Origin of the sequence: Mycobacterium sp. (assembly GCF_029961025.1) — a bacterium.
Classification (GTDB): Bacteria; Actinomycetota; Actinomycetes; order Mycobacteriales; family Mycobacteriaceae; genus Mycobacterium.
The window spans coordinates 263,748-289,452 of the sequence record NZ_JASBVP010000011.1; the positions used below are offsets into that span (position 1 = coordinate 263,748).

Annotated in this window: 23 protein-coding genes; 9 read left to right on the plus strand and 14 right to left on the minus strand. The window is 66.8% G+C overall.

Translation table 11 applies throughout. The annotated features are described in order from the left end of the window. Positions 1–133: 133 nt before the first annotated feature. Positions 134–1,210, plus strand: coding sequence for an Lrp/AsnC family transcriptional regulator (locus QJR12_RS14060; RefSeq protein WP_300583361.1), 1,077 nt, complete (start codon positions 134–136; stop codon positions 1,208–1,210). 120 nt (positions 1,211–1,330) lie between these two features. Here QJR12_RS14060 and QJR12_RS14065 read toward each other — a convergent pair whose 3' ends face one another. After that, positions 1,331–1,966, minus strand: a complete 636-nt coding sequence (locus QJR12_RS14065) for a DUF4245 domain-containing protein (protein WP_300583363.1) — start codon at positions 1,964–1,966, stop codon at positions 1,331–1,333. Between the two features lie 111 nt (positions 1,967–2,077). On the opposite strand from QJR12_RS14065, the gene glpX reads away from it, so the two are divergent. From glpX to QJR12_RS14080, 3 genes are all read left to right on the plus strand, one after another. Beyond that, positions 2,078–3,154: a class II fructose-bisphosphatase gene (glpX, locus tag QJR12_RS14070; RefSeq protein WP_300583480.1), complete on the plus strand. Its 1,077-nt coding sequence runs from the start codon at positions 2,078–2,080 to the stop codon at positions 3,152–3,154. Between the two features lie 34 nt (positions 3,155–3,188). Next, positions 3,189–4,619 carry a class II fumarate hydratase gene (locus QJR12_RS14075; protein ID WP_300583365.1) on the plus strand — a complete coding sequence of 477 codons (1,431 nt, stop codon included), beginning with the start codon at positions 3,189–3,191 and terminating at the stop codon, positions 4,617–4,619. Between the two features lie 141 nt (positions 4,620–4,760). Beyond that, a complete protein-coding gene (locus QJR12_RS14080; RefSeq protein ID WP_300583367.1) occupies positions 4,761–5,765 on the plus strand; it encodes a DUF3824 domain-containing protein in 1,005 nt (334 codons plus the stop codon). An 88-nt stretch (positions 5,766–5,853) separates the two neighbouring features. Here the strand turns inward: QJR12_RS14080 and QJR12_RS14085 are convergent, their stop codons facing one another. From QJR12_RS14085 to QJR12_RS14105, 5 genes are all read right to left on the minus strand, one after another. Beyond that, positions 5,854–6,735, minus strand: coding sequence for a polysaccharide deacetylase family protein (locus QJR12_RS14085; RefSeq protein ID WP_300583369.1), 882 nt, complete (start codon positions 6,733–6,735; stop codon positions 5,854–5,856). A 97-nt stretch (positions 6,736–6,832) separates the two neighbouring features. After that, the gene (locus QJR12_RS14090; protein WP_300583370.1) at positions 6,833–8,158 is read right to left on the minus strand and encodes a PhoH family protein; all 1,326 of its coding nucleotides are present in this window, start codon (positions 8,156–8,158) and stop codon (positions 6,833–6,835) included. 10 nt (positions 8,159–8,168) lie between these two features. Further along, positions 8,169–8,345 carry a hypothetical protein gene (locus QJR12_RS14095; protein WP_300583373.1) on the minus strand — a complete coding sequence of 59 codons (177 nt, stop codon included), beginning with the start codon at positions 8,343–8,345 and terminating at the stop codon, positions 8,169–8,171. A gap of 103 nt (positions 8,346–8,448) precedes the next feature. Further along, positions 8,449–9,276, minus strand: coding sequence for an acyl-ACP desaturase (locus QJR12_RS14100; RefSeq protein ID WP_300583376.1), 828 nt, complete (start codon positions 9,274–9,276; stop codon positions 8,449–8,451). 182 nt (positions 9,277–9,458) lie between these two features. Beyond that, positions 9,459–10,928 (minus strand): glycine hydroxymethyltransferase, encoded by a 1,470-nt coding sequence (locus QJR12_RS14105; protein WP_300583378.1) that lies wholly within the window; start codon positions 10,926–10,928, stop codon positions 9,459–9,461. Between the two features lie 305 nt (positions 10,929–11,233). Here QJR12_RS14105 and coaA point away from each other — a divergent pair, with 305 nt between their 5' ends. Beyond that, a complete protein-coding gene (gene coaA, locus QJR12_RS14110; RefSeq protein WP_300583482.1) occupies positions 11,234–12,172 on the plus strand; it encodes a type I pantothenate kinase in 939 nt (312 codons plus the stop codon). 103 nt (positions 12,173–12,275) lie between these two features. Here coaA and QJR12_RS14115 read toward each other — a convergent pair whose 3' ends face one another. After that, entirely contained in the window at positions 12,276–13,070 is a 795-nt protein-coding gene (locus QJR12_RS14115) for a (2Z,6E)-farnesyl diphosphate synthase (RefSeq protein WP_300583484.1), read from the minus strand. Between the two features lie 150 nt (positions 13,071–13,220). On the opposite strand from QJR12_RS14115, the gene QJR12_RS14120 reads away from it, so the two are divergent. Beyond that, positions 13,221–13,934, plus strand: a complete 714-nt coding sequence (locus QJR12_RS14120; RefSeq protein WP_300583380.1) for a hemolysin III family protein — start codon at positions 13,221–13,223, stop codon at positions 13,932–13,934. 105 nt (positions 13,935–14,039) lie between these two features. Here QJR12_RS14120 and QJR12_RS14125 read toward each other — a convergent pair whose 3' ends face one another. From QJR12_RS14125 to mca, 3 genes are read right to left on the minus strand one after another with little or no spacing between them, the layout of a single operon-like run. Beyond that, positions 14,040–16,043, minus strand: coding sequence for a thioredoxin domain-containing protein (locus QJR12_RS14125; RefSeq protein WP_300583383.1), 2,004 nt, complete (start codon positions 16,041–16,043; stop codon positions 14,040–14,042). Positions 16,044–16,049: 6 nt separating this feature from the next. After that, complete coding sequence (locus QJR12_RS14130; protein WP_300583486.1) at positions 16,050–16,373, minus strand: hypothetical protein; 324 nt, start codon at positions 16,371–16,373, stop codon at positions 16,050–16,052. After that, the gene (gene mca / locus QJR12_RS14135) at positions 16,373–17,245 is read right to left on the minus strand and encodes a mycothiol conjugate amidase Mca (RefSeq protein ID WP_300583385.1); all 873 of its coding nucleotides are present in this window, start codon (positions 17,243–17,245) and stop codon (positions 16,373–16,375) included. The genes QJR12_RS14130 and mca overlap by 1 nt, the downstream gene beginning before the upstream one ends. A gap of 443 nt (positions 17,246–17,688) precedes the next feature. On the opposite strand from mca, the gene greA reads away from it, so the two are divergent. Further along, positions 17,689–18,183 carry a transcription elongation factor GreA gene (gene greA, locus QJR12_RS14140; protein WP_300583388.1) on the plus strand — a complete coding sequence of 165 codons (495 nt, stop codon included), beginning with the start codon at positions 17,689–17,691 and terminating at the stop codon, positions 18,181–18,183. 91 nt (positions 18,184–18,274) lie between these two features. Here greA and QJR12_RS14145 read toward each other — a convergent pair whose 3' ends face one another. From QJR12_RS14145 to QJR12_RS14160, 4 genes are all read right to left on the minus strand, one after another. Next, positions 18,275–19,444 carry a cystathionine gamma-synthase gene (locus tag QJR12_RS14145; RefSeq protein ID WP_300583391.1) on the minus strand — a complete coding sequence of 390 codons (1,170 nt, stop codon included), beginning with the start codon at positions 19,442–19,444 and terminating at the stop codon, positions 18,275–18,277. Positions 19,445–19,898: 454 nt separating this feature from the next. After that, positions 19,899–20,543, minus strand: a complete 645-nt coding sequence (locus QJR12_RS14150; RefSeq protein WP_300583393.1) for an RDD family protein — start codon at positions 20,541–20,543, stop codon at positions 19,899–19,901. A 185-nt stretch (positions 20,544–20,728) separates the two neighbouring features. Then, complete coding sequence (locus tag QJR12_RS14155) at positions 20,729–22,123, minus strand: cystathionine beta-synthase (RefSeq protein WP_300583396.1); 1,395 nt, start codon at positions 22,121–22,123, stop codon at positions 20,729–20,731. A 33-nt stretch (positions 22,124–22,156) separates the two neighbouring features. Continuing rightward, positions 22,157–23,233 carry an alpha/beta hydrolase gene (locus QJR12_RS14160; RefSeq protein ID WP_300583399.1) on the minus strand — a complete coding sequence of 359 codons (1,077 nt, stop codon included), beginning with the start codon at positions 23,231–23,233 and terminating at the stop codon, positions 22,157–22,159. 241 nt (positions 23,234–23,474) lie between these two features. Here QJR12_RS14160 and QJR12_RS14165 point away from each other — a divergent pair, with 241 nt between their 5' ends. Together QJR12_RS14165 and QJR12_RS14170 are read left to right on the plus strand one after the other, a co-directional pair. Further along, positions 23,475–24,404: an SGNH/GDSL hydrolase family protein gene (locus QJR12_RS14165; RefSeq protein ID WP_300583488.1), complete on the plus strand. Its 930-nt coding sequence runs from the start codon at positions 23,475–23,477 to the stop codon at positions 24,402–24,404. A 58-nt stretch (positions 24,405–24,462) separates the two neighbouring features. Beyond that, on the plus strand, positions 24,463–25,680 hold the full coding sequence (locus QJR12_RS14170; RefSeq protein ID WP_300583401.1) for an acetyl-CoA C-acetyltransferase: 1,218 nt from the start codon (positions 24,463–24,465) through the stop codon (positions 25,678–25,680). Positions 25,681–25,705: the final 25 nt, after the last annotated feature.

The following is a 25,705-nucleotide window of genomic DNA, read 5'->3' on the forward strand; positions in this document are numbered from 1 at the left end:
GCATCGCCTTCCCGTCATCTCCGTGCCGGTCCCACACAGAACAGACTCACACCCGCCGCGGCGCAATGCCTTGCCCACCCGGCTAACCGTTAAGAAATCCACACGATGTCGGCTAAAACCGGATACTTTCCTCATGATGGAAGCGCTCGACGCGCAGATCCTGCACGCGCTGAAGTTAGCGCCGCGGGTGCCGTTCCGCCGTCTCGCCGCCGCCATCGGGGTGCCCGAGCAAACGGTTGCGCGCCGCTATTACCGGCTGCGCCGGGCGGGAGTGATGCGCGTTGTCGGTCTGGTTAACCCCGTTGTGTATGGAAACGCCCGATGGGTGGCCCGCATCCACACGAAACCCGATCGGATACGCACGCTGGCCGAAGCGCTGGTCCGGCGTTCCGAGGTCACCTACGTCAACGTCGCTTCGGATTGGACCGAGCTGGTCTGCATTATCCACGCACCCGTCGGTGAGGCCCCCGACGACGTGCTGCTTCAACAACTTCCACGGTCAGCGTCGGTCCTTGACATCAATGTGGATCTGTTGTTGCACACGTTCGGCACAACGATGACGTCGGCGAGCGGCTACGGCCACACGTGGACCGGCTACGGCCCCAAGCTCACCGGCGAGCAGACCGGTCGGATCCTTGCTGCGCTGCCCGGGCGCCCGTCGACCGGGCATCCGATCACCCCCACCGCACAAGACCGCCCGCTTTTAGACGCGCTCGCCGAGGACGGGCGCGCGCCGCTGGCGGTTTTGGCCGAGCGTAGCGGCTGGTCGCCCGCACGGGTAGCGCGGCGGATCGCGGCTCTGGAAGCCTCGGGCACCCTGCTCTACGACGTCGAGCTGCTGCCGGAGCGTCTCGGCTACCGTGTCAACGCCATGCTGTGGCTCACCGTGGCGCCGCGGCATCTGCACAGTGTCGGTGAGCAGATCGCCGTCCATGATGAAATCGCCTTCGCCGCCGCGGTCAGCGGACGCAACAACCTCATTGCCGTCGCTATCTGCCAGGATGCCGATGACCTCTACCGGTATCTCACCGAGCACCTGGCCGCGATCGATCACATCCGAACCTATGAGGTCAGCATCCGCACTCAGCGTCTGAAGCAAGCCGCGTCGCTGGTCTCTCACGGACGCCTGTTTAACCCGACCGCCGCAGCCCGGTCCACCCGCCCGCAACACCCCGCGGCGCCCGCCGCCGAGCATTCACCGACCGCTTGAAGCGTCCCCGAAGACCCGCCGGTCGGGGAACGTCGGGCCCTTCTCGGGCCGATATCGTGGGTCGTCCCCGTTAAGCGGCCGGCGATGTGGGGCCGCCGCGATATCGAGTACCCAGTTGCGCTATCGCGTCGACGGCAGCGGCGGCTGTGACTGCGTCGCCACCGCCAACGTCCGGAATTGATCGGTGCTTCCGGCGCCGGTTATCGCGATCTGCGCGGAACCCGACGGACCGTCCAGCCGGGTGGTCCACACCGGCTCGAAGCTCTTGCCTTCGTAAACGATCCACCTGATGCCATCGATGCCGATCACACCCGTCGGATACATGGCCGGATGGATCGAGCCGACCAACTTGTCCTCGTCGGCATTGCTCTGGGTCAGGCCCAGATACATGCCGGTCGGGCTGAGGTATCCAACGGTGGAGGTGACGGCGTTCACCGCCCGGCCGGTCGACGGGTCGGTTCGGCCGTTTTCGATGCCACCACGACTTCCGGAATTGGCTTGCCAGCCCGCAGGCAGCCGCGGCATCCGGATCGGGAACCCCAGTGTCTGCGCGTCGGCACGCAGGGCGCTCGCGGCGTCGTAAGACGAGACCGGTCCGCCGCGCGGCCCGCCCGGCTGAAACGAGCACGTCCCGACCATGCCCGCCAGGAGGATACAGGCCGCCGCCAACAGCGCAACCGACCAAAACATGTCGCGCCCATCCGAGAGCAGCCGCGGCTTGGCGGGCTTGGCCGTCGGCCGCGGCTGCGTGGTCATGAAACCCAGTATCCCAGCGCGCCACCGCCGGCCTGCGTCTGGGACAATGCACACATGGCTAATGTCGCTGGCACCCCCTCCTCCTCGCCGCCGGGCGGCTCCTCGTCGCGGATGGAAGTCGCTGGCACCCCCTCCTCCTCGCCGCCGGGCGGCTCCTCGTCGCGGCGGGCCCGGGGTGAAGCCCCCGATCGCAACCTGGCGCTCGAGCTGGTGCGGGTCACCGAAGCCGGTGCTATGGCTGCCGGCCGGTGGGTCGGCCGCGGCAACAAGGAAGCCGGCGACGGTGCCGCGGTCGACGCGATGCGCGAACTGGTGAACACCGTGTCTATGCGGGGTGTGGTCGTTATCGGGGAAGGCGAGAAAGACCATGCGCCGATGCTCTACAACGGCGAGGAGGTCGGAAACGGCGACGGCCCGCAGTGCGATGTCGCTGTCGATCCCATCGACGGCACCCGGCTGATGAGTAACGGCATGCCCAACGCCATCTCGGTGCTGGCGGTCGCCGAGCGCGGCGCGATGTTCGATCCGTCGGCGGTGTATTACATGAACAAGATCGCCGTCGGGCCCGAGGCCGCGCACGTGCTGGACATCACCAGGCCGATCGCCGACAACATTCGCGCGGTCGCCAAGGCCAAGGATCTGTCGGTGCCCGATATGACGGTGTGCATCCTGGACCGGCCGCGGCACGCCCAGCTGATCCACGACGTCCGCGCCGTCGGGGCGCGGATCCGATTAATCACCGACGGCGACGTGGCAGGTGCCATCTCCGCGTGCCGACCCAACTCCGGCACCGACATGCTGGCCGGCATCGGCGGCACCCCGGAGGGCATCATCGCCGCCGCAGCCATCCGCTGCATGGGCGGCGCGATCCAGGCGCAGCTCGCGCCGCGCGATGACGCCGAACGCCAGAAAGCCATCCGCGCTGGCTATGATCTCGATCAGGTATTGACCACCGAGGATTTGGTGTCCGGCGACAACGTGTTTTTCTGCGCGACGGGAATTACCGATGGTGACTTGCTCAAGGGTGTCCGTTACTATCCCGGCGGGTGCACCACGCACTCCATCGTGATGCGCTCCAAGTCCGGGACCGTCCGGATGATCGAAGCGTACCACCGGCTTTCGAAACTCGCTGAATACTCGTCTATTGATTTCACCGGCGACAGCAACGCCAGCTACCCATTGCCATAACCCGGATTCGACCCACGAGCAAGGACGCTGATCTATGGCCGATAGCGCCACCGACACCGAATACCGCATCGAGCACGACACCATGGGCGAGGTTCGGGTACCGGCAAAGGCGTTGTGGCGTGCGCAAACTCAACGCGCTGTCGAGAATTTCCCGATCTCCGGAAGGGGTTTGGAGCGTGTCCAGATTCGGGCACTGGGCCTGCTGAAAGGCGCATGCGCACAGGTGAACCGGGATCTCGGGTTACTGGCGCCACAGAAGGCCGACGCCATCATCGCCGCCGCCGCCGAGATCGCAGAGGGACGCCATGACGACCAGTTTCCCATCGACGTATTCCAAACCGGGTCGGGAACCAGTTCGAACATGAACACCAACGAGGTGATTGCCAGCATCGCAGCCCGGGCAACACCTCCGGTTGTCGTGCATCCCAACGACGACGTCAACATGTCGCAATCCTCCAACGACACCTTCCCCACGGCAACGCACATAGCGGCTACCGAAGCCGCAGTGCGCCAACTGATCCCGGCGCTGGAGCTGCTGCGCGACGCACTGGCGGGTAAGGCTCGGGAGTGGCGTACTGTGGTGAAATCGGGACGCACCCACCTAATGGATGCGGTTCCAGTGACACTGGGCCAAGAGTTTTCCGGATATGCCCGCCAAATCGCGGCCGGTATCGAGCGGGTAAGGGCCACGCTGCCGCGGCTGGGCGAGCTGCCCATCGGCGGGACCGCGGTGGGCACCGGTCTCAACGCACCCGACGGCTTCGGGGCCAAGGTAGTCGAGGTACTGATCGCTCAGACCGGACTGACCGAATTACGTACGGCGAAAAACTCCTTCGAAGCCCAGGCCGCCCGCGATGGGCTGGTCGAAGCGTCCGGGGCGTTGCGCACCATCGCGGTATCACTGACCAAGATCGCCAACGACATCCGCTGGATGGGATCCGGGCCGCTGACGGGGTTAGCCGAGATCCGCCTGCCAGACTTGCAGCCGGGTAGTTCGATTATGCCGGGCAAGGTGAATCCGGTTATACCGGAAGCGGTTACCCAGGTTGCCGCACAGGTGATCGGCAACGATGCGGCAATCGCGTGGGGTGGCGCGAACGGTGCCTTCGAGCTCAACGTCTACATTCCGATGATGGCTCGTAACATTCTGGAGTCCTTCAGGCTGCTGAGCAACGTATCCAAGCTCTTCGCCGAGAGGTGCGTCAACGGGCTATCCGCCAATGTCGAGCACCTGCGTCAGCTGGCCGAGTCCTCGCCGTCAATCGTGACACCGTTGAACTCGGTGATCGGCTATGAGGAGGCGGCTGCGGTGGCCAAGGAAGCGCTCAAGGAGCACAAAACCATCCGCCAGGCCGTCATCGACCGCGGCCTGGTCGGCGATATGCTACCCCTCGAGGAACTGGACCGGCGCCTCGACGTGCTGGCGATGGCCAAGGTCAAGGACAAGGATTTCGAGGATTTCTGAGCCACCCGGCATACTGCAAGGGGATGCGGCGAATGTCGCGTGCGAACGCGAGAAGCTACCGGCGTTACGCCGATCGCCGCGGTGATGGGGCTATGCTCGACCCCACCGCGAGGTGGCCGATGACAGTGAAGGGGTTCAGCAATGACGAGTCCGCCCGGCGGCCCACACGGACAGGATCACCCCGAGGCGAATCCGTATGGGCAGGGCCAGTATTGGGGTGGACCTCCCCAAGTTGGCAGCTATCCGCCGGGCGGCGCATATCCGTACCCGCAAGACGGCCCATACCTTCCGCAAGGCGGCCCGTACCCTAGTGCCCCCGGCGGCGCGGATCCCTACACCGGCGGTGCCTACCCGCCTCAGCAATTCACCCCGGGCGGCCAGCAGGGCCCGCAGACCGGCTGGCCGGCGGGATTCTATCCCCCCGGACCCCCGCCGAGAGGGCCGGGCTCGAAGACACCCTGGTTGGTCGGCGCCGGCATTGCGATAGTCATCGTCGCGCTGGTCGTGATTCTGGCGCTCACCGTCGGTCATCAGGGCAAGCCGACCACGACCGCGCCATCGGCGACGACCCGTGTTCCGACGACGCCACCGGCCACGTCCCAGCAGAATGCCACCGACTGCACCCCCAATGTGTCCGGTGGCCCGGTGCCCACCGGCGATACGGTGCGCGCGGGCAAACTGTCGTTCCCGGCCAGCGCGGCACCCGGATGGACGCCGTTCTCCGACGACTCGATGCCCAACGCCATCGACGCGGTGGGCGTCGCCCAAGAGGTCCCCGGAGCCAACCAGTGGATGATGCAGGCCGAGGTCGGCATCACCAACTTCGTCACCAGCATGGATATCGCCGCGCAGGCATCGAAGTTGATGACGTGCGTGGCCAACGGCCCCGGCTATGCCGGGGCGTCGCCCACCCTGGGGCCGACCAAGACGTCGTCGATCAGCGTCGACGGCACCCCGGCCGCGCGGGTGGACGCCGACATCACCATCGCCGACCCCTCCCGTAATGTGAAAGGCGATTCGGTCACCATCATCGTGGTGAAGACGAAGCCGGCGACGTTCTTCCTCGGCGCGACACCCATCGGTGATGCGGATGCCCGCGCCACCATCGACGCGGTCATCGCGGCGTTGCGGGTCGCGAAGAATTGACCTGGCCGGGGGCGGCGCCAGGTTGTCACCTTGCCGTGAGCCAGCGCCGCCGCGGAGGTAAGCGGTGAGCGAGCCACGGGGCGGAGCTTCAGGAGCCGTTGTTCGGCCCGCCCGAGTTCTGCCCCGGGATGTCGGTGATCGGGAAGTTGGGCATCGGCTTGGGTGACGGTGTGTTCGGTAGCGACGGGATTTCCGAGGGCGGAATATCGCGCAAGTCGTTGACCGGCGGTCCGTTCTCGCGGCCCCCGTAGCTGCTCCCGGGAGGGCGGGGCCCCAGCAGTTGACCGACCGTCACCAGCCGGTAGCCGTTGGCCTTGAGCACCGGGATGAACTGGTACACCAAGTCGACGGTGCTGGAGTAGGTGTCATGAAGCAGCACCACAGAGCCGGGTTTGATCTGGCTCATCAACACCTGGCGCGTTGCCGCCGTGTTGGAGTCGTTGATCCAGTCGTAAGGGATCACATCCCAGAGGATTTCGGCAAGCCCCAGCTGACCGGCCGCCTGGCGGACGGCAGCGTTGGATAATCCGCCGGCGGGTCGGTACAGCGTCGGTGTTTGACCGGTCGCCGCACTGATCACGTCGTTGGCCTTGGAAAGCTGGCTGGGGATGTCCTGCGGGGGGATCGTCGTCATGTTGGGGTGCTCCCAGGTGTGATTGCCGATCTGCATGCCCGCATCGGCGATGCGCCTGGCCCCCGAGGGATTGGCCGCCACTTTGTTGCCGATCAGGAAAAACGTGGCCTTGGCGTTGTTGTGATTGAGAATGTGCAACAGCCGGTCGGTGAACGGCGTGGGGCCGTCGTCGAACGTCAGCGCGACGCACTTGGCGCGGGCGCAATCCGCGGCGTCGGCGCCGGCCCGCTTCACATGGCCGGTCAGCCCGCCCACCACCAGCACCGCGGCAGCGGCCAGCCCACCCATAACCGTTCGCCGGTAGCGCCAGGCCTGGCTGTCGGGTCTTCTCGACACGCTGGCAGCCTACCGTGCCGGCGACGCTGCGATGTGTGCGCCGCCGCGGAGGCGGACGGCAAGCACCCCGGGAAACCTCCACCGCAAAGGGCGGGGCTCAGCGCGGTCCGGCGATCTCGTCCAGCATCTCGGTCACCAGCGCGGCAATCGGCGACCGCTCACTGCGCAGCAACGTGATGTGCGCGAACAGCGGATGGCCTTTGAGCTTTTCCACCACCGCCGCAACCCCGTCGTGGCGACCGACCCGCAGGTTGTCACGCTGGCCGATGTCGTGGGTCAACACCACCCGGGATCCCGTGCCCACACGCGAGAGCGCGGTCAGCAACACGTTACGCTCCAGCGACTGGGCTTCATCGACAATGATGAACGAGTCGTGCAGTGAACGGCCCCGGATATGAGTCAGCGGCAGCACCTCGAGCATGCCACGAGAAAGCACCTCCTCGAGCACCGCCGGGCTGGCCAGTCCCTCCAGGGTGTCGAAGACCGCTTGCGCCCAGGGTCCCATCTTGTCGCTCTCGGTGCCGGGCAGGTAGCCCAGGTCTTGTCCGCCCACGGCGTACAGCGGGCGAAACACCACCACCCGGCGATGGGTCTGCCGCTCAAGTACCGACTCCAGGCCGGCGCACAACGCCAGCGCCGACTTACCGGTGCCGGCCTTGCCACCCAGCGACACGATGCCCACCGACTCGTCGAGCAACAGGTCCAAGGCCACCCGCTGCTCGGCCGAACGCCCCCGCAATCCGAACACCTCCCGGTCGCCGCGGACCAGTTGGACCCGTTTATGGGCGTTGACCCGCCCGAGCGCGTACGAGCTGCCCCCAAGTAGCCGGATCCCCGTGTGACACGGCAGGTCCCGAGCAGCTATCAAGTCGATTTCACCGTTGTGGAATAGCGCGTCGATGTCCTCTGCAGTGGTTTCGATCTCGGTCATCCCGGTCCAGCCCGAGATGACGACGTCCTGCGCGTGATACTCGTCGGCGGCCAGGCCTACTGCGGCTGCCTTCACTCGCAGTGGAATATCCTTGCTCACCAATGTGACTCGCTTGCCCGCAGCGGCAAGGTGGGCTGCACAACTCAGGATCCGGCAGTCGTTGCTGTCGGTGCGAAAACCCAGAGGCAGCACTGCGGGATCACTGTGGTTGATTTCGACGCGTAACGTACCGCCCTGTGTTCCAACGGGAATGGGCTGATCGAGCCGCCCGTGCTCTAACCGAAGATCGTCGAACAGCCGCAACGCCTGCCGAGCGAACCAGCCCAGCTCATGGTGGTAGCGTTTGGCCTCCAGCTCACTGATCACCACCAGCGGAACGACCACCTCGTGTTCGGCAAACCGGGTACACGCCCAGGGATCGGACAACAGCACCGAAGTGTCGAGCACATACGTCCGCTTGGTGTCCTGTGAAGCCGATGGCGAATCAGTCACGCAGCGCTCCTCAAGTCATCAGCCCGGCTCCCCAGCCGCCCGTTCCCCGGGCCGCATCGTCGCCGGGCTGGGCCAGCGCGGCCCCGCGCAGGCATCTCGGCGGGGGCGGCGGCACCGAGACCGGGGCCGGTCCTGGTGGAGGTGTGACGAGGGTGCCGTCCGGATAGCAGAACATATCGCTAGCCATCGACTGCGACGCTACTCCGCTCGCCGCAGCGCCGTCAGACAGGCGCGCCGGTCCACCGCGATGGGCGCCGTGGCGTACCCGCGGAGCAGGGCGGACAACCGCTCTAAGCGGTGATGAACCGCTGCAATCGGGGCTCGTCGGCTAACCCCCAGGCGGTGATCCGCCCCGAAATCACCTGCTGCAGCTGGGGGGGACCGAAAATGCCGGCATCGGCCACGTTCTGCACCTTGTCCCGGTAGGCGTCGATATCGCCGCCGACGACATCGAGGTCGGCCGCCCGGGCGGCAATCGCCGCGATGGTCTCGTCGTGGGTGTAGTTCAAGCAGTGCGCAACCAGGTTGGCGAAGAACTCCTCGTGACGCTCCTCGTCTTTAGCGATCCGGCCGATGAGCCCCGCCAGCACCGGCTCCTCGATCTGCGCGGCCAGGTTGCGGCAGAACACGGCATGGGCACGTTCGTAGAACGCCATGTAGACCAGGGTTTCCACCTGGCTGTAGTGATCGGCACGATAACCCTTCATCACATGCTCAACGCGGACCTTCTCGTTAGCCGCCGGGTCGACCTCGCGGGTCACCACCAAATATTCCCGCAGCGCAATGGCGTGCAGGTGCTCCTCGGCGGTCCACCGGCCCAGCCAGCGACCCCACATGTCCTCGAGGATGAAGTGCTCGACGAGCTCGCGGTGATGCCCGGCCAGGTTGTCCTTGGTGATCAACAGGATCTCACAGGCGTCGGTGATCACTCGGGGCAGCGTCACCTGCGTGGGGTCCCAATCCCGTCCGCCGAGGAAAGCGAAGTTCTCCCCCTGCTCGAACGGCACGTAGTCGTGTGCAAACCAGAGTTCCTCGGTTTCCAGGTGGCGCTCCAAGTTCTCACCCACCACCGGCTCGAGTTCCAGCGTCAGCGCGTTAGCTACAGGTTTCAGTGCCATGAAAGTAACTGTAACTCGTGTTCACACATTTCGGGAAATCGCCGGCCGGTGTCGCGGGGATTTTCTCCGGCTCTTCCACCGGCTTGGGCATTCCCCCACCGTGCGTGCCCCGGCCCGACGGCCCCGGCCCGGTTGTGGTACCACGCCACGAAGCGGGCCACGGCAGCGGCATCCACCGGGTCCTACAAGGTGAGGCCGGGATAGAGCGGATTGGCGGCCAGCAACTCGGCGGCGCCGGCATGCACCCGCTCGGCGGTCCCGTCGGCCAGGGTATAAGCGGCCTTCGACGCACCCTGCGGACGGGTGTGGGCAAGCACGTCGACCACCAGTTCGGCCACCCGGTCGAATTCGGCGACGCCGAAGCCGCGGGTGGTCAGCGCCGGAGTGCCCAACCGGATACCGCTGGTGTACCACGCGCCGTTGGGGTCGGCGGGGATCATGTTGCGGTTGGTGATCACACCGGCCTCCAGCAGCGCGGACTCGGCCTGCCGGCCGGTCAGGCCGAACGATCTGGTGACGTCGAGCATCACGATGTGGTTGTCGGTGCCGCCGGTGACCAGTCGCGCTCCGCGGCGCAAAAACCCTTCGGCCAGGGTCTTGGCGTTATCGGCAACCCGCTGGGCGTACCCTCGAAACTCCGGCCGGCGGGCTTCGGCCAGCGCGACCGCCTTGGCGGCCATGACGTGCGGCAGCGGCCCTCCCAGCACCATCGGGCAGCCCTTATCGACGGCGTCGGCGTATTCCGGTTGGGCCAACACCAGCCCGCCGCGCGGCCCACGCAACGACTTGTGCGTGGTGGTGGTGACGACGTGCGCGTGGGGGATCGGGTCCTCATCCCCGGTGAATACCTTGCCGGCCACCAGCCCGGCGAAATGCGCCATGTCCACCATCAATGTGGCGCCCACCTCATCGGCGATCTCGCGCATTGTGGCGAAGTTGATCCGCCGCGGATAAGCCGAGTAGCCCGCGACCAAAATCAGCGGCTTGAACTCCCGCGCGATAGCGGCCACGGCACCGTAGTCCAGCAGGCCGCTGACCGGATCGGTGCCATAGCTGCGCTGACAAAACATCTTGCCGGAGATGTTGGGCCGAAAACCGTGGGTCAGATGACCACCGGTGTCCAGCGACATGCCCAGCAGCCGTTGGTTGCCCAGCTTGACGCGCAGCGCCTCCCACTCCGACTCGGAGAGCTCGTTGACGTGTTTGACGCCGGCCGCTGCCAGGCTGGGCGCCTCGACCCGGGTGGCCAGAATCGCCCAGTAGGCCACCAGGTTGGCGTCGATGCCCGAGTGCGGCTGGGCGTAGGCATACGGCGCGCCGAACAGCTCGCGGGCGTGCTCGGCGGCCACCCCCTCCACGGTGTCGACGTTCTGGCAGCCGGCGTAAAAGCGATGCCCCACGGTGCCCTCGGCGTACTTATCCGACAGCCAGCTGCCCATGGTGAGCAGCACCGCCGGCGAGGCATAGTTCTCGCTGGCGATGAGCTTGAGCGAATCCCGCTGGTCGGCAAGCTCCTTGCGGGTCGCCGCCGCGATGCGGGGCTCGACGGTCTCGATAACCTGCAACGCCGCCCGATAGGCCGCACCAGCAATGTCGGCGTGCCTGGCCTCCGGCGGCGCGGGCGGGGTGCCCACCGTCGCGTCTGCTGACATGGGCTCCAGCGTAGTCGGCGATGAACCCGGCTAATTGTGGACCTGATTGTGCGGCTTGGGCGGCCGGCGGTGCCGGCGAGTGGCGGTGCGCAATCGCCGTCAACGCCTCGATCGACGATCGGGCGCCGGTCGCCGCCTACCGTCCGGCGTAGCATTGACTCGCTAACGCATTCACCGATGAAGGAGCCAGCGCAGCCGGCTCGAGCCGACCGATGAGCAAACCAGGGTTAGAGCACTTTCCCGCTGCGGCCTACGGCGTCGCCCCCGCCTCTACCCGCCCGGGCACTGCTGCAAGACTGGCACCCATGCGGCGGCTTAGCGAGCCGAGCCCCTATGTGGAGTTCAACCGGAGTGAGTGGCGCGCGCTGCGGATGTCGACACCCCTGGCCCTGACCGAAGAAGAACTGATCGGCCTGCGTGGTCTTGGGGAACAGATCGACCTTCTGGAAGTCGAAGAGGTCTACCTGCCGCTGGCCCGGCTGATTCACCTCCAGGTCGCCGCCCGTCAGCGGTTATTCGCCGCCACCGCGGAGTTCCTCGGCGAACCCCTGCAGAACCCGCACCGCCCGGTGCCGTTCATTATCGGTGTGGCCGGCAGCGTAGCCGTCGGCAAATCGACCACCGCCCGCGTGTTGCAGGCGTTGCTGGCCCGCTGGGACCACCACCCCCGGGTGGACCTGGTAACCACCGACGGGTTCCTTTATCCTAATGCCGAACTTATGCGACGAAACCTAATGCACCGCAAGGGATTTCCGGAGAGTTACGACCGAAGGGCCCTGCTGCGGTTCGTGACCTCGGTGAAATCCGGTGCCGACTACGCGTGCGCGCCGGTGTATTCGCATCTGCGCTACGACATCGTCCCCCATGCCAAGCAGGTCGTCCGGCATCCCGACATCCTGATCCTGGAGGGTCTGAACGTCTTGCAGACCGGGCCGACGCTCATGGTCTCTGACTTGTTTGACTTCTCGCTGTATGTGGACGCGCGGATCGAAGACATCGAGCAGTGGTATGTTTCGCGGTTTTTGACCATGCGTACCACCGCGTTCGCCAACCCGGAGTCGCATTTCCACCATTACGCACGCCTGAACGACCGGCAAGCGGCGGCCGCCGCACGGGAGATCTGGCGCTCGATCAACCTGCCGAACCTGATCGAGAACATCTTGCCGACCCGGCCGCGTGCCACCCTGGTGTTGCGCAAGGACGCCGACCATTCCATCAACCGGGTTCGCCTGCGCAAACTGTAGCTCGGCAGCCGACACGCATCGATGTGCAGGATGCGACCCCGAACGATTGCATTCTCTGGCCCTGGTTCCGCTGCATCGCGGCACGTATCGCCACCGGCTTCGGCTACATGCCGAAACGCCGGTGCCGCAAGCTGTAATCGCGGAGTGCGCGCAGAAAATCGACCCGGCGGAATGCCGGCCAGTACGCTTCGGTGAACCACATCTCCGAATACGCGCTCTGCCAGAGGAGAAAGCCAGACAATCGCTGCTCACCCGAGGTTCGAATGACCAGGTCCGGGTCGGGTTGGCCTGAGGTGTAAAGGTTTTCCGATATCGCGTCAACGGTCACGGCGTCGATGAGTTCCTCTGCGCTGGCCCCGTTGGCAAGTTCCTTGCTCAGCAAGGCCCGCACCGCGTCGACGATCTCCTGACGCCCGCCGTAAGCGACCGCGACGTTGACGTGAAAGCCGCAATTTGCCGTCGAGACCGTCCCTTCGACAGCATCACGCAGCCGGCGAGCCGGCTCCTCGCCCAAAAGCTGCAGATCCCCGACGGTACGCACGCTCCAGCGGTTAGCCGGAGCGCAGATCTCCTCGACCACATCGGTGATGATCTCGATGAGCGCGGCCAGCTCGTCTGGATCACGCTGTAGGTTTTCGGTGGACAGCAGGTAGACGGTGGCCATTTCAATGCCCGCCTCTTGACACCACCGCAGCATCTCGGCGATCTTGGCGGCACCCATCCGATAGCCATAGCTGACGTCGTCGTATCCTGCGCTGCGCGCCCATCGACGGTTCCCGTCACAGAGGACGGCGATATGCCGCGGCAGCGCGGATTTGGAGGCCGCCAGGCCTTGACGCAGTCTCATCTCATAGAGCCGGTACAGCGGTTCTTTGAGACGTGCAGGGACTATCTCCACAGCCATTTAGCCTACTGTGAACGGCAAAAATTTCGGCAATCTCAGTAGTTTCTCAGCGGTCACAACGGGCATTCGCGGCTAACGTGCGGCTAGCGTAGTTGATGCCGGCCATCAACCGGGCGCCAGTCGAGAAGGGAGACGAGCAGCGGGATGAACATCACTCAGCCACAGCCGCAGCTGGATATCGCCCTGCCGACGGGCTCCGTCGGGGGCCTCACCACCGGACTGGTCAAACCACGATTCCGGGGATGGATCCACGTGCACGCCGCCGTGGCTGCCGCCGTCGCCGGCGTGCCGCTGGTGGCGGTGGCCTGGGCAGTGGTCTCCCCGCGCGCCGGGCTGGCGACGCTGATCTATTCGGCCTCCATCGTGGCGATGTTCGCCGTCAGCGCCACCTACCACCGCATTCAGTGGAAGTCGCAGACCGCCCGCAAGTGGATGAAACGGCTCGACCACTCGATGATCTTCGTGTTCATCGCCGGCAGCTATACCCCGTTTGCGATGGTGGCGATGCCACGCCCGACCGGCCACCTGGTGCTGTCGATCGTGTGGGGCGGTGCCCTGGGCGGCAGCGTGTTGAAGATGTGCTGGCCGTTGGCCCCGCGATGGGTGGGCGTGCCGCTGTACCTGGTGCTGAGTTGGGTGGCGATCTGGTTTATCGGACCGATCCTGCACGGCGCCGGGGTAGCAGCGATGGTGCTGCTGATCGTCGGGGGCGTGATCTATAGCATCGGCGGTCTGTTCTACGGGCTGCGCTGGCCCGATCCGTGGCCGCGAACGTTCGGCTACCACGAGTTTTTCCACGCCAACACGCTGGTCGCGGCGATCTGCCACTACATCGCCGTGTGGATCGCACTCTTCTGACGCCGCACCACCGCGAAAGTGCCGCTACCGACGCCCGTACCCGCGAAACACGTCGGCAGATGCACTTTCGCGGATTCGCGACAAGAACCGCCACAGCGGGAGCGGCTACTCGCCGGGCACGCCCAGGGCGGTCGCCAACTCCGCCGCGGTGGTGACCGGCAGATCGCAGACCGCGCCGCGGCACAGGTAGGCGGCGTCCGCGCCGGCCACCCGATCCCGGCCGACCAATAGCGGTGACGACCCCGCTTCCCCGCCGACGACGATCGCCCCGCCGGGTGCCAGTCGGCGAGCGTCGGCCAACAGCGAAGACCGCGAGGCGTCGCACGCGACCACGATCTGCAGCGGCCCGCGGACTGCGGATTCGGCCACCGCCAGCCAATGGCCGGCCGATCGCGGCGCACGCGCCAGCAGCGACGAATGCGCCCGCAGCGCGTCGGCGGCCGCCTTCCGGTATCGCCTGGCGCGGTCACCCCCGGCCAGGTGCGCGGCGAGCAGCAGCGCCTCGGTGATCGACGACGCCCCCGACGGTGTCGCCCCGTCCAGGGGGTCGGCGGGCCGCAACACCAGCTGCTCGGCGTCATCGGCGCTGTCGAACCAGCGGCCGGGCCGGTCGGGATCGGCGAAATGCGCCAGCGCGGTGTCGAGCAACTCGGTCGCCGTCGCCAGCCAGGCGTCGGCCGGGCTCAGCTGGTAGAGCGTCAGCAACCCGGTGGCCAGCGCCGCATAATCTTCGAGAATCGCCGCACTCTCGCCGACCACGCCCCCGAGGCTGGCGCGCCGCAGCCGCCCGTCGACGAGGTGCAGGCGTATCAGCGCGCCCGCGCATCGCCGCGCGGCGTCGGCCAACTCCGGGGCCTGCAAGGCCACGCTGGCCTCGGCCAGCGCCGTGATCGCCAGCCCGTTCCAGGCGGTGACGACTTTGTCGTCACGGCCGGGCTGAGGGCGCCGCGACCGCGCCGCCAGCATCGCGGTGCGGACCCGCTCGAAGCGAGCCGGGTCATCGGGATCGGCCGGCAGTTGCAGCACCGATGCCCCAGCTTCGAATGTCCCCGGTGAACCGACCAGGAAAACATCGGCGGCCCAACGTGCGTCGTCCTCACCGAGCACCTGGGTCAATTGCGCGGGGGTCCAGACATAGGTCGAGCCCTCACGGCCGTCGGCGTCGGCGTCCAGCGAGGAGACGAACATGTCGGCCTCGGCCAGTTCGTCGAGCAGAAACCGCGCGGTCTGCCGGGCAACCCGGTGAGCCAACCGATCCCCGGTGCGCCGGGCCCAGTGCGCGTAGGCGCGCAGCAACAACGCGTTGTCGTACAGCATTTTCTCGAAGTGTGGTACTACCCAAGCGTTGTCGACGCTGTAGCGGGCGAATCCGCCGGCAAGTTGGTCGTAGATCCCCCCGCGCGCCATCGCGGTGCAGGTGCGGGCGACCGCCCCCAGTGCCTCCTGCGACCCGGTGCGTTCGTAGTGCCGCAGCAGCGCCTCCAGCAACGTTGACGGCGGGAACTTCGGCGGCCCCCCGAAGCCGCCCCGAACCGTGTCCTCGTCGCGTAACACGGCGGCAACCGCGTCGTCGCACAGCGCCGGCTCCACCTCCGGACCGCCGGTGGGCAGTTCCGACACCATCGCCCGCAGCTCTGCCGCGATTCGGCCCGACGCCTGCTCAACCTCGGCGCGGCGATTCCTCCAGGCCTCGGTGATAGCCGAAAGCAGCTGCAGAAAAACGTCTTTCGGATAGTAGGTGCCACAGAAGAACGGCCGGCCATCCGGTGTGAGGAAACAGGTCATCGGCCAGCCACCCTGTCCGGTGAGCGCGACAGTGGCATTCATGTACACCGCGTCGATGTCCGGGCGTTCCTCGCGGTCGACTTTGACGCAGACGAACCCGGAGTTCATTGCGGCGGCTACCTCGTCGTCCTCGAACGACTCGTGAGCCATCACGTGACACCAGTGGCATGCCGCGTAACCGATGGACAGCAGGATCGGCACGTCGCGTTCGGCGGCTTCGGCCAGAGCCAGCGGGGTCCACTGCTGCCAGTGCACCGGGTTGTCGGCGTGCTGGCGCAGATACGGGCTGGCGGCCCGCGCGAGGGTGTTGGCTGCCGGGCTCATCGCCGGTTATCCGTCGGGTTCACGGGATGATCCGTCTTGCTCGTCGCGAACGTGGTTCCCGCCGGAGGCGCCGGGGGTTTCCGGGGCCCGGCCGCCGGCCGCGGCGCGCTGGCCGGCGGGGTGATCCGGCTCGGGATTTTCCCGCTCGAACGACTTCGGGATCTTTCTCAGGTGGCGGTTCATCGAGCGGATCAAAAACACCGTTCCGAGCAAGAGCAGCACGATGATCAGCAGCCCCACCGGGCTGGCCTTGCCGAAGTCCGGCCCGGTGCGGCCGGGAGGGCCGTCGGCTTGCCAGTCCGCAAGAACCGCTGCGGTGCCGCCAAGGATCACTGGTCGGCCTCGATTCCGGCGAACAGATCGGTTTCGGGAAGTGTCACCACCACCCGTGAGCGCGCCAACTCGAACTCCTCGGTGGGCCACAACCGCTGCTGCCAGGCAATCGGTGCGGCGAAGAAATCGCCTTCCGGGTCGATCTGGGTGGCGTGCGCCCGCAGTGCGGCATCACGCCGGCCGAAATACGCCGAGCATTCCACCCGCGTCGTCACCCGGTCGGCCGAGACGTCGTGCTCGGGATCCCACTGTGCCAGCCATTGCCCGAAGGGGCCCTCCCGGCCATGTTTGGCGAACTCGTCGTGCAGCAGCTGGATACGTTGCCGCAGAAAGCCGTGATTGTAGTACAGCTTGGACACCGCCCATGGCGCACCGACGTCCGGGAAGCGATGCGGGTCCGCGGCCGCCTCGTAGGCGGCGATCGATACCTGGTGGCAGCGGATGTGGTCGGGATGCGGATAACCACCGTTTTCGTCGTAGGTGATCATCACGTGCGGGCGGAACTCGCGCACCACCCGCACCAGCGCTTCGGTCGCCACCTCGAGCGGCACCAGCGCGAACGAATCCTCCGGCAACGGGGGCGGCGGGTCGCCCTTGGGCAGCCCGGAGTCGATGAAACCCAACCACCTGTGCTCCACCCCGAGGATCTCGGCCGCCTTGGCCATCTCGTCGCGGCGGATCTCGGCGATGCGCCCGTGCACCTCGGGCAGGTCCATCGCCGGGTTGAGGATCTCGCCGCGTTCACCCCCGGTCAGCGTCACCACCAGCACGCGGTGGCCCTCGTCGGCATACCGGGCAAGGGTAGCGGCGCCCTTGCTGGACTCGTCGTCCGGGTGGGCGTGCACCGCCATCAACCGCAGTCCGTTCACGTCCGCCTGTCCGTCTGCTGTGCGACCGCCGGTCCCATAGCTTCAATTTTCATCGTTACATCTCGTCGACCAGGGTTAGCAACTCGGCGTGAACCCGCCGGACCGCTAAACCACCGGGGCAGTGACGATGATTTTAAAATCCGGCGCGCCGCCGGCGGCCCACCCTCGCCCTCCCCGTTCGGTTCCTGACGCCGGGGCGTTTCGGTAGCGGCCGCCGCGCATGAAGACCCCGGACCATGAAGGCACCACGCCTGGGCCCGGCGCGGTGGTAGCATCTTAATCGCACGGTTCCTCGCACTGGAGCCGTGCTCTGCGTTAGCGGCACTATGCGGCTATATGGGGAAACATCCGGCAGTACCCCACCGGCACCCTGCCTGGCAGCGAGACCACAGGTCAGCCCAGCGCGAATATCGTGGAACCAACGGCACAAGGAGCGCGACGAGATGACTGACACCAAGGTGACCTGGTTGACCCGGGAGGCACATGACCGACTCAAGGCCGAACTCGAGCAGTTGATCGCGAACCGTCCCGTCATTGCCGCGGAAATCAACGCCCGTCGCGAGGAGGGTGATCTGCGCGAAAACGGCGGATACCACGCGGCACGCGAGGAGCAGGGCCAACAAGAGGCCCGCATTCGTCAGCTGCAGGATCTGCTCAACAACGCCAAAGTCGGTGAGGCTCCCACGCAGTCTGGGGTGGCGCTGCCCGGCACCGTGGTCACCGTCTTTTACAACGACGACGAGTCGGACACCGAAACGTTCCTCATCGCCACGCGCCAAGAAGGCGTCAACGACGGCAAGCTCGAGGTGTACTCGCCGAACTCGCCGCTGGGTCGCGCGTTGCTCAACGCCAAGGTGGGCGAGAGCCGCACTTACCAGGTACCCAATGGCAACACCGTCAAGGTGACCTTGGTCAGCGCAGAGCCGTACCGCGGCTAGTCGGGGGTATGCTGCTTCACCCGCTGACCCGGAAGGGACGCGGGGTGGCTGGGGAGTCCGGGCTGCGAACCATCTCGCGCGTGCGCGGCCGCTAACCGAGGGCCTGTTCGAGATCGGCCAGCAGATCGGCGACATCCTCGATGCCCACGGATAATCGCACCAGGTCGTCGGGTACTTGCAACCGGGAGCCGGCCGTGGAGGCGTGGGTCATTGCGGCCGGGTACTCGATCAGCGATTCGACGCCACCCAACGACTCGGCCAAGATGAACACCGAAGTGTTCGCGCACAACGCCTCGGCGGCTTTCCGGCCACCCCGCATCCGGGCTGACACCATGCCGCCAAAACCGCGCATCTGTCGCGCTGCGACCCGGTGGCCCGGGTGGTTGGGCAGACCCGGATACAGCACGGTGTCGACCGAACGGTGTCCGGCAAGGAATTCCGCGACGGCGGCGGCGTTTTCGCTATGCCGTTGCATCCGCAGCACCAGCGTCTTGAGGCCACGCATAACCAGGTAGGCGTCAAAGGGGCCGGGAACCGCTCCGGCCGAGTTTTGTAGAAAGCCAAACGCGGTGTCTAGCTCTTCGTCGTTGGTGATGAGCGCACCCCCCACTACGTCGGAGTGCCCACCGATGTACTTCGTGGTGGAGTGCAACACGACGTCGGCGCCGAGCGTCAACGGCTGTTGCAGCGCGGGTGACGCAAACGTGTTGTCCACCAACACCTTCGCTGAGTTTTTCCGGCCGATCTCGGCGATCGCCGCGATATCGGCGATTGACAGCAAGGGGTTGGTGGGTGTTTCCACCCAAATCAGCCGGGTTCGCGGCCTGAGCGCCGCGCGCACCGCATCGAGATCGTAGAGCGGAACCGGCGTGTACTCGATATGCCACTGGGTAAACACCTTGTCGATCAACCGGAACGTGCCGCCGTAGGCGTCGTCGGGGATGATCACGTGGTCTTCGGGCCGTAGCAACGCGCGCAGAGCGCAGTCCTCGGCCGCCATCCCGGAACTGAACGCGCGGCCGAACGCGCCCTCCTCGACGGCCGCCAACGCCGCTTCCAGTGCAGACCGGGTGGGGTTGGCGCTGCGCGAGTATTCAAATCCGCCCCGCAGTCTCCCGACGCCGTCTTGGGCGAAGGTGCTGCTGGTGTAAATCGGGGAGTTCACCGCTCCGGTCGACGGGTCCGGCCGGTAGCCGGCGTGGATGGCGCGGGTGGCCAAACCGGTCAACCTTCGGTCAGCCGCACTGGGGTGTTCGCTCATTGGCGGTCAGCCTAATCGGTCGGGTCACCACACCGTCGGGCAGGCGTGCGCGGTACCGCCACGGCCGGACGGCTAACGGAGCTTGCGTCCGTGCGCGTCGGTGACCGTCCCGGTGAACATCATCACCGCGTCGATCAACGCCCACACCCCGACGCCGAACAAAAGGTTGCCGGATCACGCCCATAGGGGGCCTCCGGATCAACGCCGTAGCCCGGCCCGGGATAGCCGGGGTACCCGTATGGCTGGCCCGGATACGCCGGGTATCCCCACGGCGGCGGCCCGAGGGGACTCGGATACCCATAGGGTTGCGGTTGCCGCCGTTCCGGCGGCCAAGCCGGCGGCTCTCCGGGTGGTGTCGGCATGCTTTCAACCTCCATTTCGTTGTTTTGTCGCATTGTTTTGCTGCATCCACAGCGGCAATTCGACCCCGTGCCGCTCGGTAGAACGCCAATGGTCAGCGCCGGATAGGAAGGCAAACGGTCGACATGATCTTGTCGGCCAGGGTTTGCCGCTTCGGATCCCAGAGCGGAAACAATAAACCGATGCCGAGGCTGATGACGTCGACGCAATGCGCGACCGCCCGCAGGATGGATAATGCGAAGCCGATCGGCTCGCCGGTGTTCTCGCTGACCACCCTGAATCTCAGCACCGACTTCCCGATACTTGAGCCGGTGGTTCCCTGGCGGTAGCCGTAGTTCCAGAGCAGGTAGCCTGACGCCGCCAGCGCCGCCAACCACATCGCGGTCATACCCACCGGGGAAAATCCGGTGGCGCAGTACTGCGCGACATTGAACGGCGAGACATCGGTGATACATGCCGTCTGCTGCGTGGCGAACAGCACCAGAAAGCCGCCCCCAATGATGACGCCGTAGGGGATGGAGTCGATGAGAAACGCCAGCACCCGAGTGAACCACGACACGTAGGCCTCCGGCGGCAGGGCGCGCACCAGCGGGCCGGGCGCGGGCGGCACCGGCCCGCCCGCGGCGGGGGGCGGCGGAGGGTAGCCGCCCGGGGGCGGTGGCGGCAGCGGCGGGTTAGCACCTCCCGGGGGTGGAGGAGCCGAATGATCACCGGGCGGCCGAGGCGGTTGCTCAGGCATGGACACCTCCCAAAACGAAGGGATTCGGCCGCATCACACTACCGTCAGCAACCACTCCCGTTCCCGCGGCCACCGCCGGAAACGGGCGGCTCGGCGCATCCGGTGACCACCGCAGCGCGGTCGCCGGGAGCAGCGCCGCAGGGAGCGGTTTTGTAGCCGAATTAATTTGCCAAACAATCGCCTGGCTATCCCCGTCGGGGGGGCTCAGAGAGAAAGCCCAAGAGGTCGTGGCGGGTGATGACGCCTATCGGCTTGCCGTCCTCCACCACCATCAACGCATCACAGTCCCGCAGCGCCTTAGCGGCCGCACCGACCAACTCACCCGCTCCGATCATCGGCAACGGCGGGCTCATGTGCAGCCGGACGGCGTCCGCGAGCTTGGCCCGCCCCTCGAAGACGGCCGACAGCAGTTCGCGTTCGGACACGCTGCCGGCGACCTCACCGGCCATCACCGGCGGCTCCGCGCCAACCACGGGCATCTGGGATACCCCGTACTCGCGCAGGATGCCGATCGCGTCGCGTACCGTCTCCGAGGGATGGGTGTGCACCAGGTCGGGCAGCTCACCGGATTTTCCGCGTAACACGTCACCGACCGTGGGCTGTTCACGGGATCCGTCGAGCCTGCTGCGTAAAAAGCCGTAGGAGGACATCCACGCGTCGTTGAAGATCTTCGACATGTATCCGCGCCCGCCGTCGGGAAGCAGCACGACGATCAACGCGTCGGCACCGGCCCGCTCGGCCACTTTGAGCGCCGCCACCACCGCCATGCCGCACGACCCGCCGACCAGCAAGGCCTCTTCACGCGCCAACCTCCTGGTCATGTCGAACGAATCGGCGTCGGACACCGCGATAATCTCGTCGGGCACGCTGGGGTCGTAGGCCGCGGGCCAGAAATCCTCACCGACGCCCTCCACCAGGTAAGGCCGTCCGCTGCCGCCCGAATACACCGAACCCTCGGGGTCGACGCCGATGACCCGCACGGCACCGCCCGAGATCTCCTTGAGGTAGCGGCCGGCACCGGTGATCGTGCCGCCGGTGCCGATGCCGGCGACGAAATGTGTGACCTTGCCGTCGGTGTCGGCCCAGATCTCGGGGCCGGTGGTCTCGTAATGGCTCGCGGGCCCCGCCGGGTTGGAGTACTGATCCGGCTTCCAGGCGCCGGGTATCTCGGTGGCCAGCCGGTTGGACACGCTGTAATAGCTGTCGGGGTGTTCGGGCGGCACCGAGGTCGGGCACACCACCACCTCGGCGCCGTAGGCGCGCAACACATTTTGCTTGTCCTCGCTGACCTTGTCGGGGCAGACGAACACGCACTTGTAGCCCCGGTGCTGCGCGACCAGGGCCAGTCCGACACCGGTGTTGCCCGAAGTGGGCTCGACGATGGTGCCGCCAGGCTGGAGCTGCCCGCTGGCCTCGGCGGCGTCGATCATCTTCACCGCGATCCGGTCCTTGCAGCTCAAGCCGGGGTTGAGGTACTCCACCTTGGCCACCACGGTGCCCACCCCGGGGGGGACGACAGAATTCAACCGGACCAGTGGGGTGTTGCCGATGAGTTCACTGATGTGCCGCGCGATCCGCATGCCAGTATCGTCCCAGGCGACACCGCCGAATTATTATCCGGTGGCCTCGCGGACTGTACTCGCGGTGGCCTCGCGGATGTACTCGCCGATTTGCCGCAGCGAGCGGGTGGCCTCCGGCACGACCGGCGCGGCCAGCTGGAAGTCGTGAATTTGACCGGGCCAGATTCGCACCTCGGTGGGGATGCCGGCGGCCGCGAGTCTGCATGCCGCCAGCTGCGCGTCGTGCAGCAGCACCTCGGACCCGGAAACATGGATCAATGTCCGCGGCAAGCCGGGTTCGCTGTGCTCCAGTGGTTCATAGAGCTCCTCTGGCTCGCCGTTGACGGGGTGCTTGCCGGCGGCCCGGGCCACCAGTGCGACCAGCGCGTCGAAGGCCTTCGCCGGGAACATCGCGTCGGTCTTGATGTTGGGGTGCGCCTGCTTGGCCTCCTTGGCCAGCTGCATCAGCGGGGAGATCGCCACCAGGGCGGCCGGTCGCTCGTCGTCTTGCTGCAGCCGTTGGGCGAGTGCGAGCGCAAGATAGCCGCCCGCGGAATCGCCGGCCAGCACGATCTGCTCCGGCTCGTAGCCGCGTACCCGCAGCCACCGGTAGGCGTCGTGGCAGTCGTCGAGAGCTGCACCGACCGAGTGCCTGGGGATCAACCGGTAGTCGACCACCAGCACCGGCGAGTCGGCGAACTTCGAGAGCGCGGTGACCACCCTGCTGTGCGAGTTGGCACCGCAGGTGAGGAAGGCGCCGCCGTGCAGGTAGAGCACCACCCTGCGGTTGCCGTCCGCGGGCAGCACTCCCGGCGCGCGGACCAGCAGCGCGGAGGCGTGAGGCAACGCTACCGTCGCCCGGAGTGCGCTCGGAGCGGGCAGCAAGGCCCGACACGCGAGGTCGACGAGGCCGAACGGCCACGGCAGCTGGGGAATGCGGCTGCAAACGGCCACGGCCGGGCGGATCGTCAGCCGCGAGGCGAGCCACACCAGGCGGCCGGCGAGGCTGGGTCCCGTCTCGATGACCTCGGCAGGAACCCCATCGCCGAGCGCACGCATGCGTCTTTGCAGGAAGTCACCCGAGCGAGCGGCGTTGCGGGATAAGACGGATGCCGTGGCCGGTGCGGTCATGCTCAACACTTTCTACGCCGTTGTAGTCACGGGGTAGCAGAGCGCCCCGTTCGGGGAAGCCCTGCGGCACACCCCACACGAGGCGCTCAGCCAACCCCGCAGAGTTAGCTTGACATGGACAAAAATTTCAACGATCAAAGAGTCTGATTCGATACCACTTTCGAACCGCTTCGTAATCGCCCCGCCACGGCTGCCGGGTTGTCGGCCGTGGCCGACCTAAACTGGTCGGGTGGACATTCGTGTGCCACGGCGTTCGCTTCTGGCGCTGGTCGCAGCGGGTGCACTCGCGTCCACGGGCACCGCATACGTGGGCGCCCGCAACCTGCTGGTCGGCCAGGCGATACACACGCGCAGCGTCATCCCCAAGGCGTGGGACGTCCCGCCGCGCGCGGACGGGGTCTATGCCCCGGGCGGCGGACCGGTGCAGCGCTGGCAGCGCGGGACGCCTGTCGACCTGCACCTGATGGTCTTCGGCGACTCGACAGCGACCGGGTACGGCTGCCGCAACGCCGACGAGGTTCCCGGGGTCCTGATCGCACGCGGACTTGCCGAGCAGACCGGCAAACGCGTCCGATTGAGCACCAAGGCTATCGTCGGCGCTACCTCGAAAGGGTTGTCCGGCCAGGTCGACGCGATGTTCGTGGCCGGGCCGCCGCCGGATGCGGCGGTGATCATGATCGGCGCCAACGACGTCACGGCGCTCAACGGCGTCGGCGCGTCGGCGCGCCGGCTCGGTGCCGCGGTACGGCGGCTGCGCTCCAGCGGGGCGGTGGTGGTCGTGGGAACCTGCCCGGATTTCGGGGTTATCACGGTGATCCCGCAGCCGCTGCGCTGGCTGGCCCGCACCCGCGGCCTACGTCTCGCCCGCGCGCAGGCCGCCGCCGTCCAGGCCGCCGGTGGGGTGCCGGTGCCGCTCGCGGATCTGCTGGCGCCGCACTTCCGGCGCGCCCCGGAGCGGCTGTTGTCCGAGGACCGCTATCACCCGTCGGCGGCCGGGTATGCGCTCGCGGCTGATCAGCTGCTGCCCGCGCTGTGTCAGGCGCTGGGCCAGCCGATGGGCGGGCTGACCTCCGCCCTGCGCGGTCGCCGACGAGTCGGCATCGTGTCGCGGCTGTGGCGCCGCTCCACGACCGGGGTGCCCGCCCCGGTGGTCGCACCCGCCGCCGGCTAGCGGCTAGATTCGGTCCGCGCACACCCGCGCTGGACTCGAACCGTAAGGAGGAGCCGTCGTGCCGGAAGCCGTCATTGTGTCGACCGCCCGTTCCCCGATCGGCCGCGCCGTCAAGGGGTCGCTGGTGAGCATCCGGCCGGATGATCTTGCCGCCCAGATGGTGCGGGCCGCCCTCGACAAGGTACCCGCGCTGAACCCCCGCGAGATCGACGACCTGATGATGGGTTGCGGCCTGCCGGGAGGCGAGTCGGGTTTCAACATCGGTCGGGTGGTGGCCGTCATGCTCGGCTATGACTTCTTGCCGGGCACCACCGTCACGCGCTACTGCTCGTCGTCGCTGCAAACCACCCGCATGGCTTTTCACGCGATCAAGGCCGGTGAGGGCGACGTGTTTATCTCCGCCGGGGTGGAGACGGTGTCCCGATACGGCAAAGGTAACTCAGACTCGTGGCCGGACACCAAAAACCCGCTGTTCAACGAGGCCCAGGAGCGCTCGGCGGCGGCCGCCGAGGGTGCCGACGAATGGCATGATCCGCGCGTCGACGGAAAGTTGCCCGATATCTACATCGCGATGGGTCAGACCGCTGAGAATGTCGCGCTGCTCACCGGGATCAGCCGGGAGGAGCAGGACCGCTGGGGGGTGCGCAGCCAGAATCGCGCCGAGGAGGCGATCAAGAGCGGGTTTTTTGAGCGCGAGATCGTGCCGGTCACGCTGCCGGACGGCCGCGTGGTGCACACGGACGACGGGCCGCGGCCCGGAACCACCTACGAAGTGGTCAGCCAGCTCAAACCGGCGTTCCGGCCGAACGGCACCGTGACCGCCGGCAACGCCTGCCCACTCAACGACGGTGCTGCGGCGCTGGTGATCACCAGCGACAGGAAGGCCGAAGAACTCGGCCTGACCCCGCTGGCCCGTATCGTGTCGACCGGCGTGAGCGCCCTGTCACCGGAGATCATGGGCCTGGGACCGGTTGAAGCCACCAAGAGGGCGCTCGCGCACGCCGGCATGTCGATCGGCGATATCGATCTGGTCGAGATCAACGAGGCGTTCGCGGTACAGGTGCTCGCTTCGGCCCGCGAGCTGGGGATTGACGAGGACAAGCTGAACATCTCCGGAGGGGCGATCGCGTTAGGTCATCCGTTCGGGATGACCGGCGCCCGCATCACCGCCACCCTGCTGAACAACCTGCAGACCTACGACAAAACGCTCGGCCTGGAAACGATGTGCGTCGGCGGCGGGCAGGGCATGGCGATGGTGCTCGAGCGGCTCGCGTAACGACCTCGCCGCCAGGGTGCGCCTG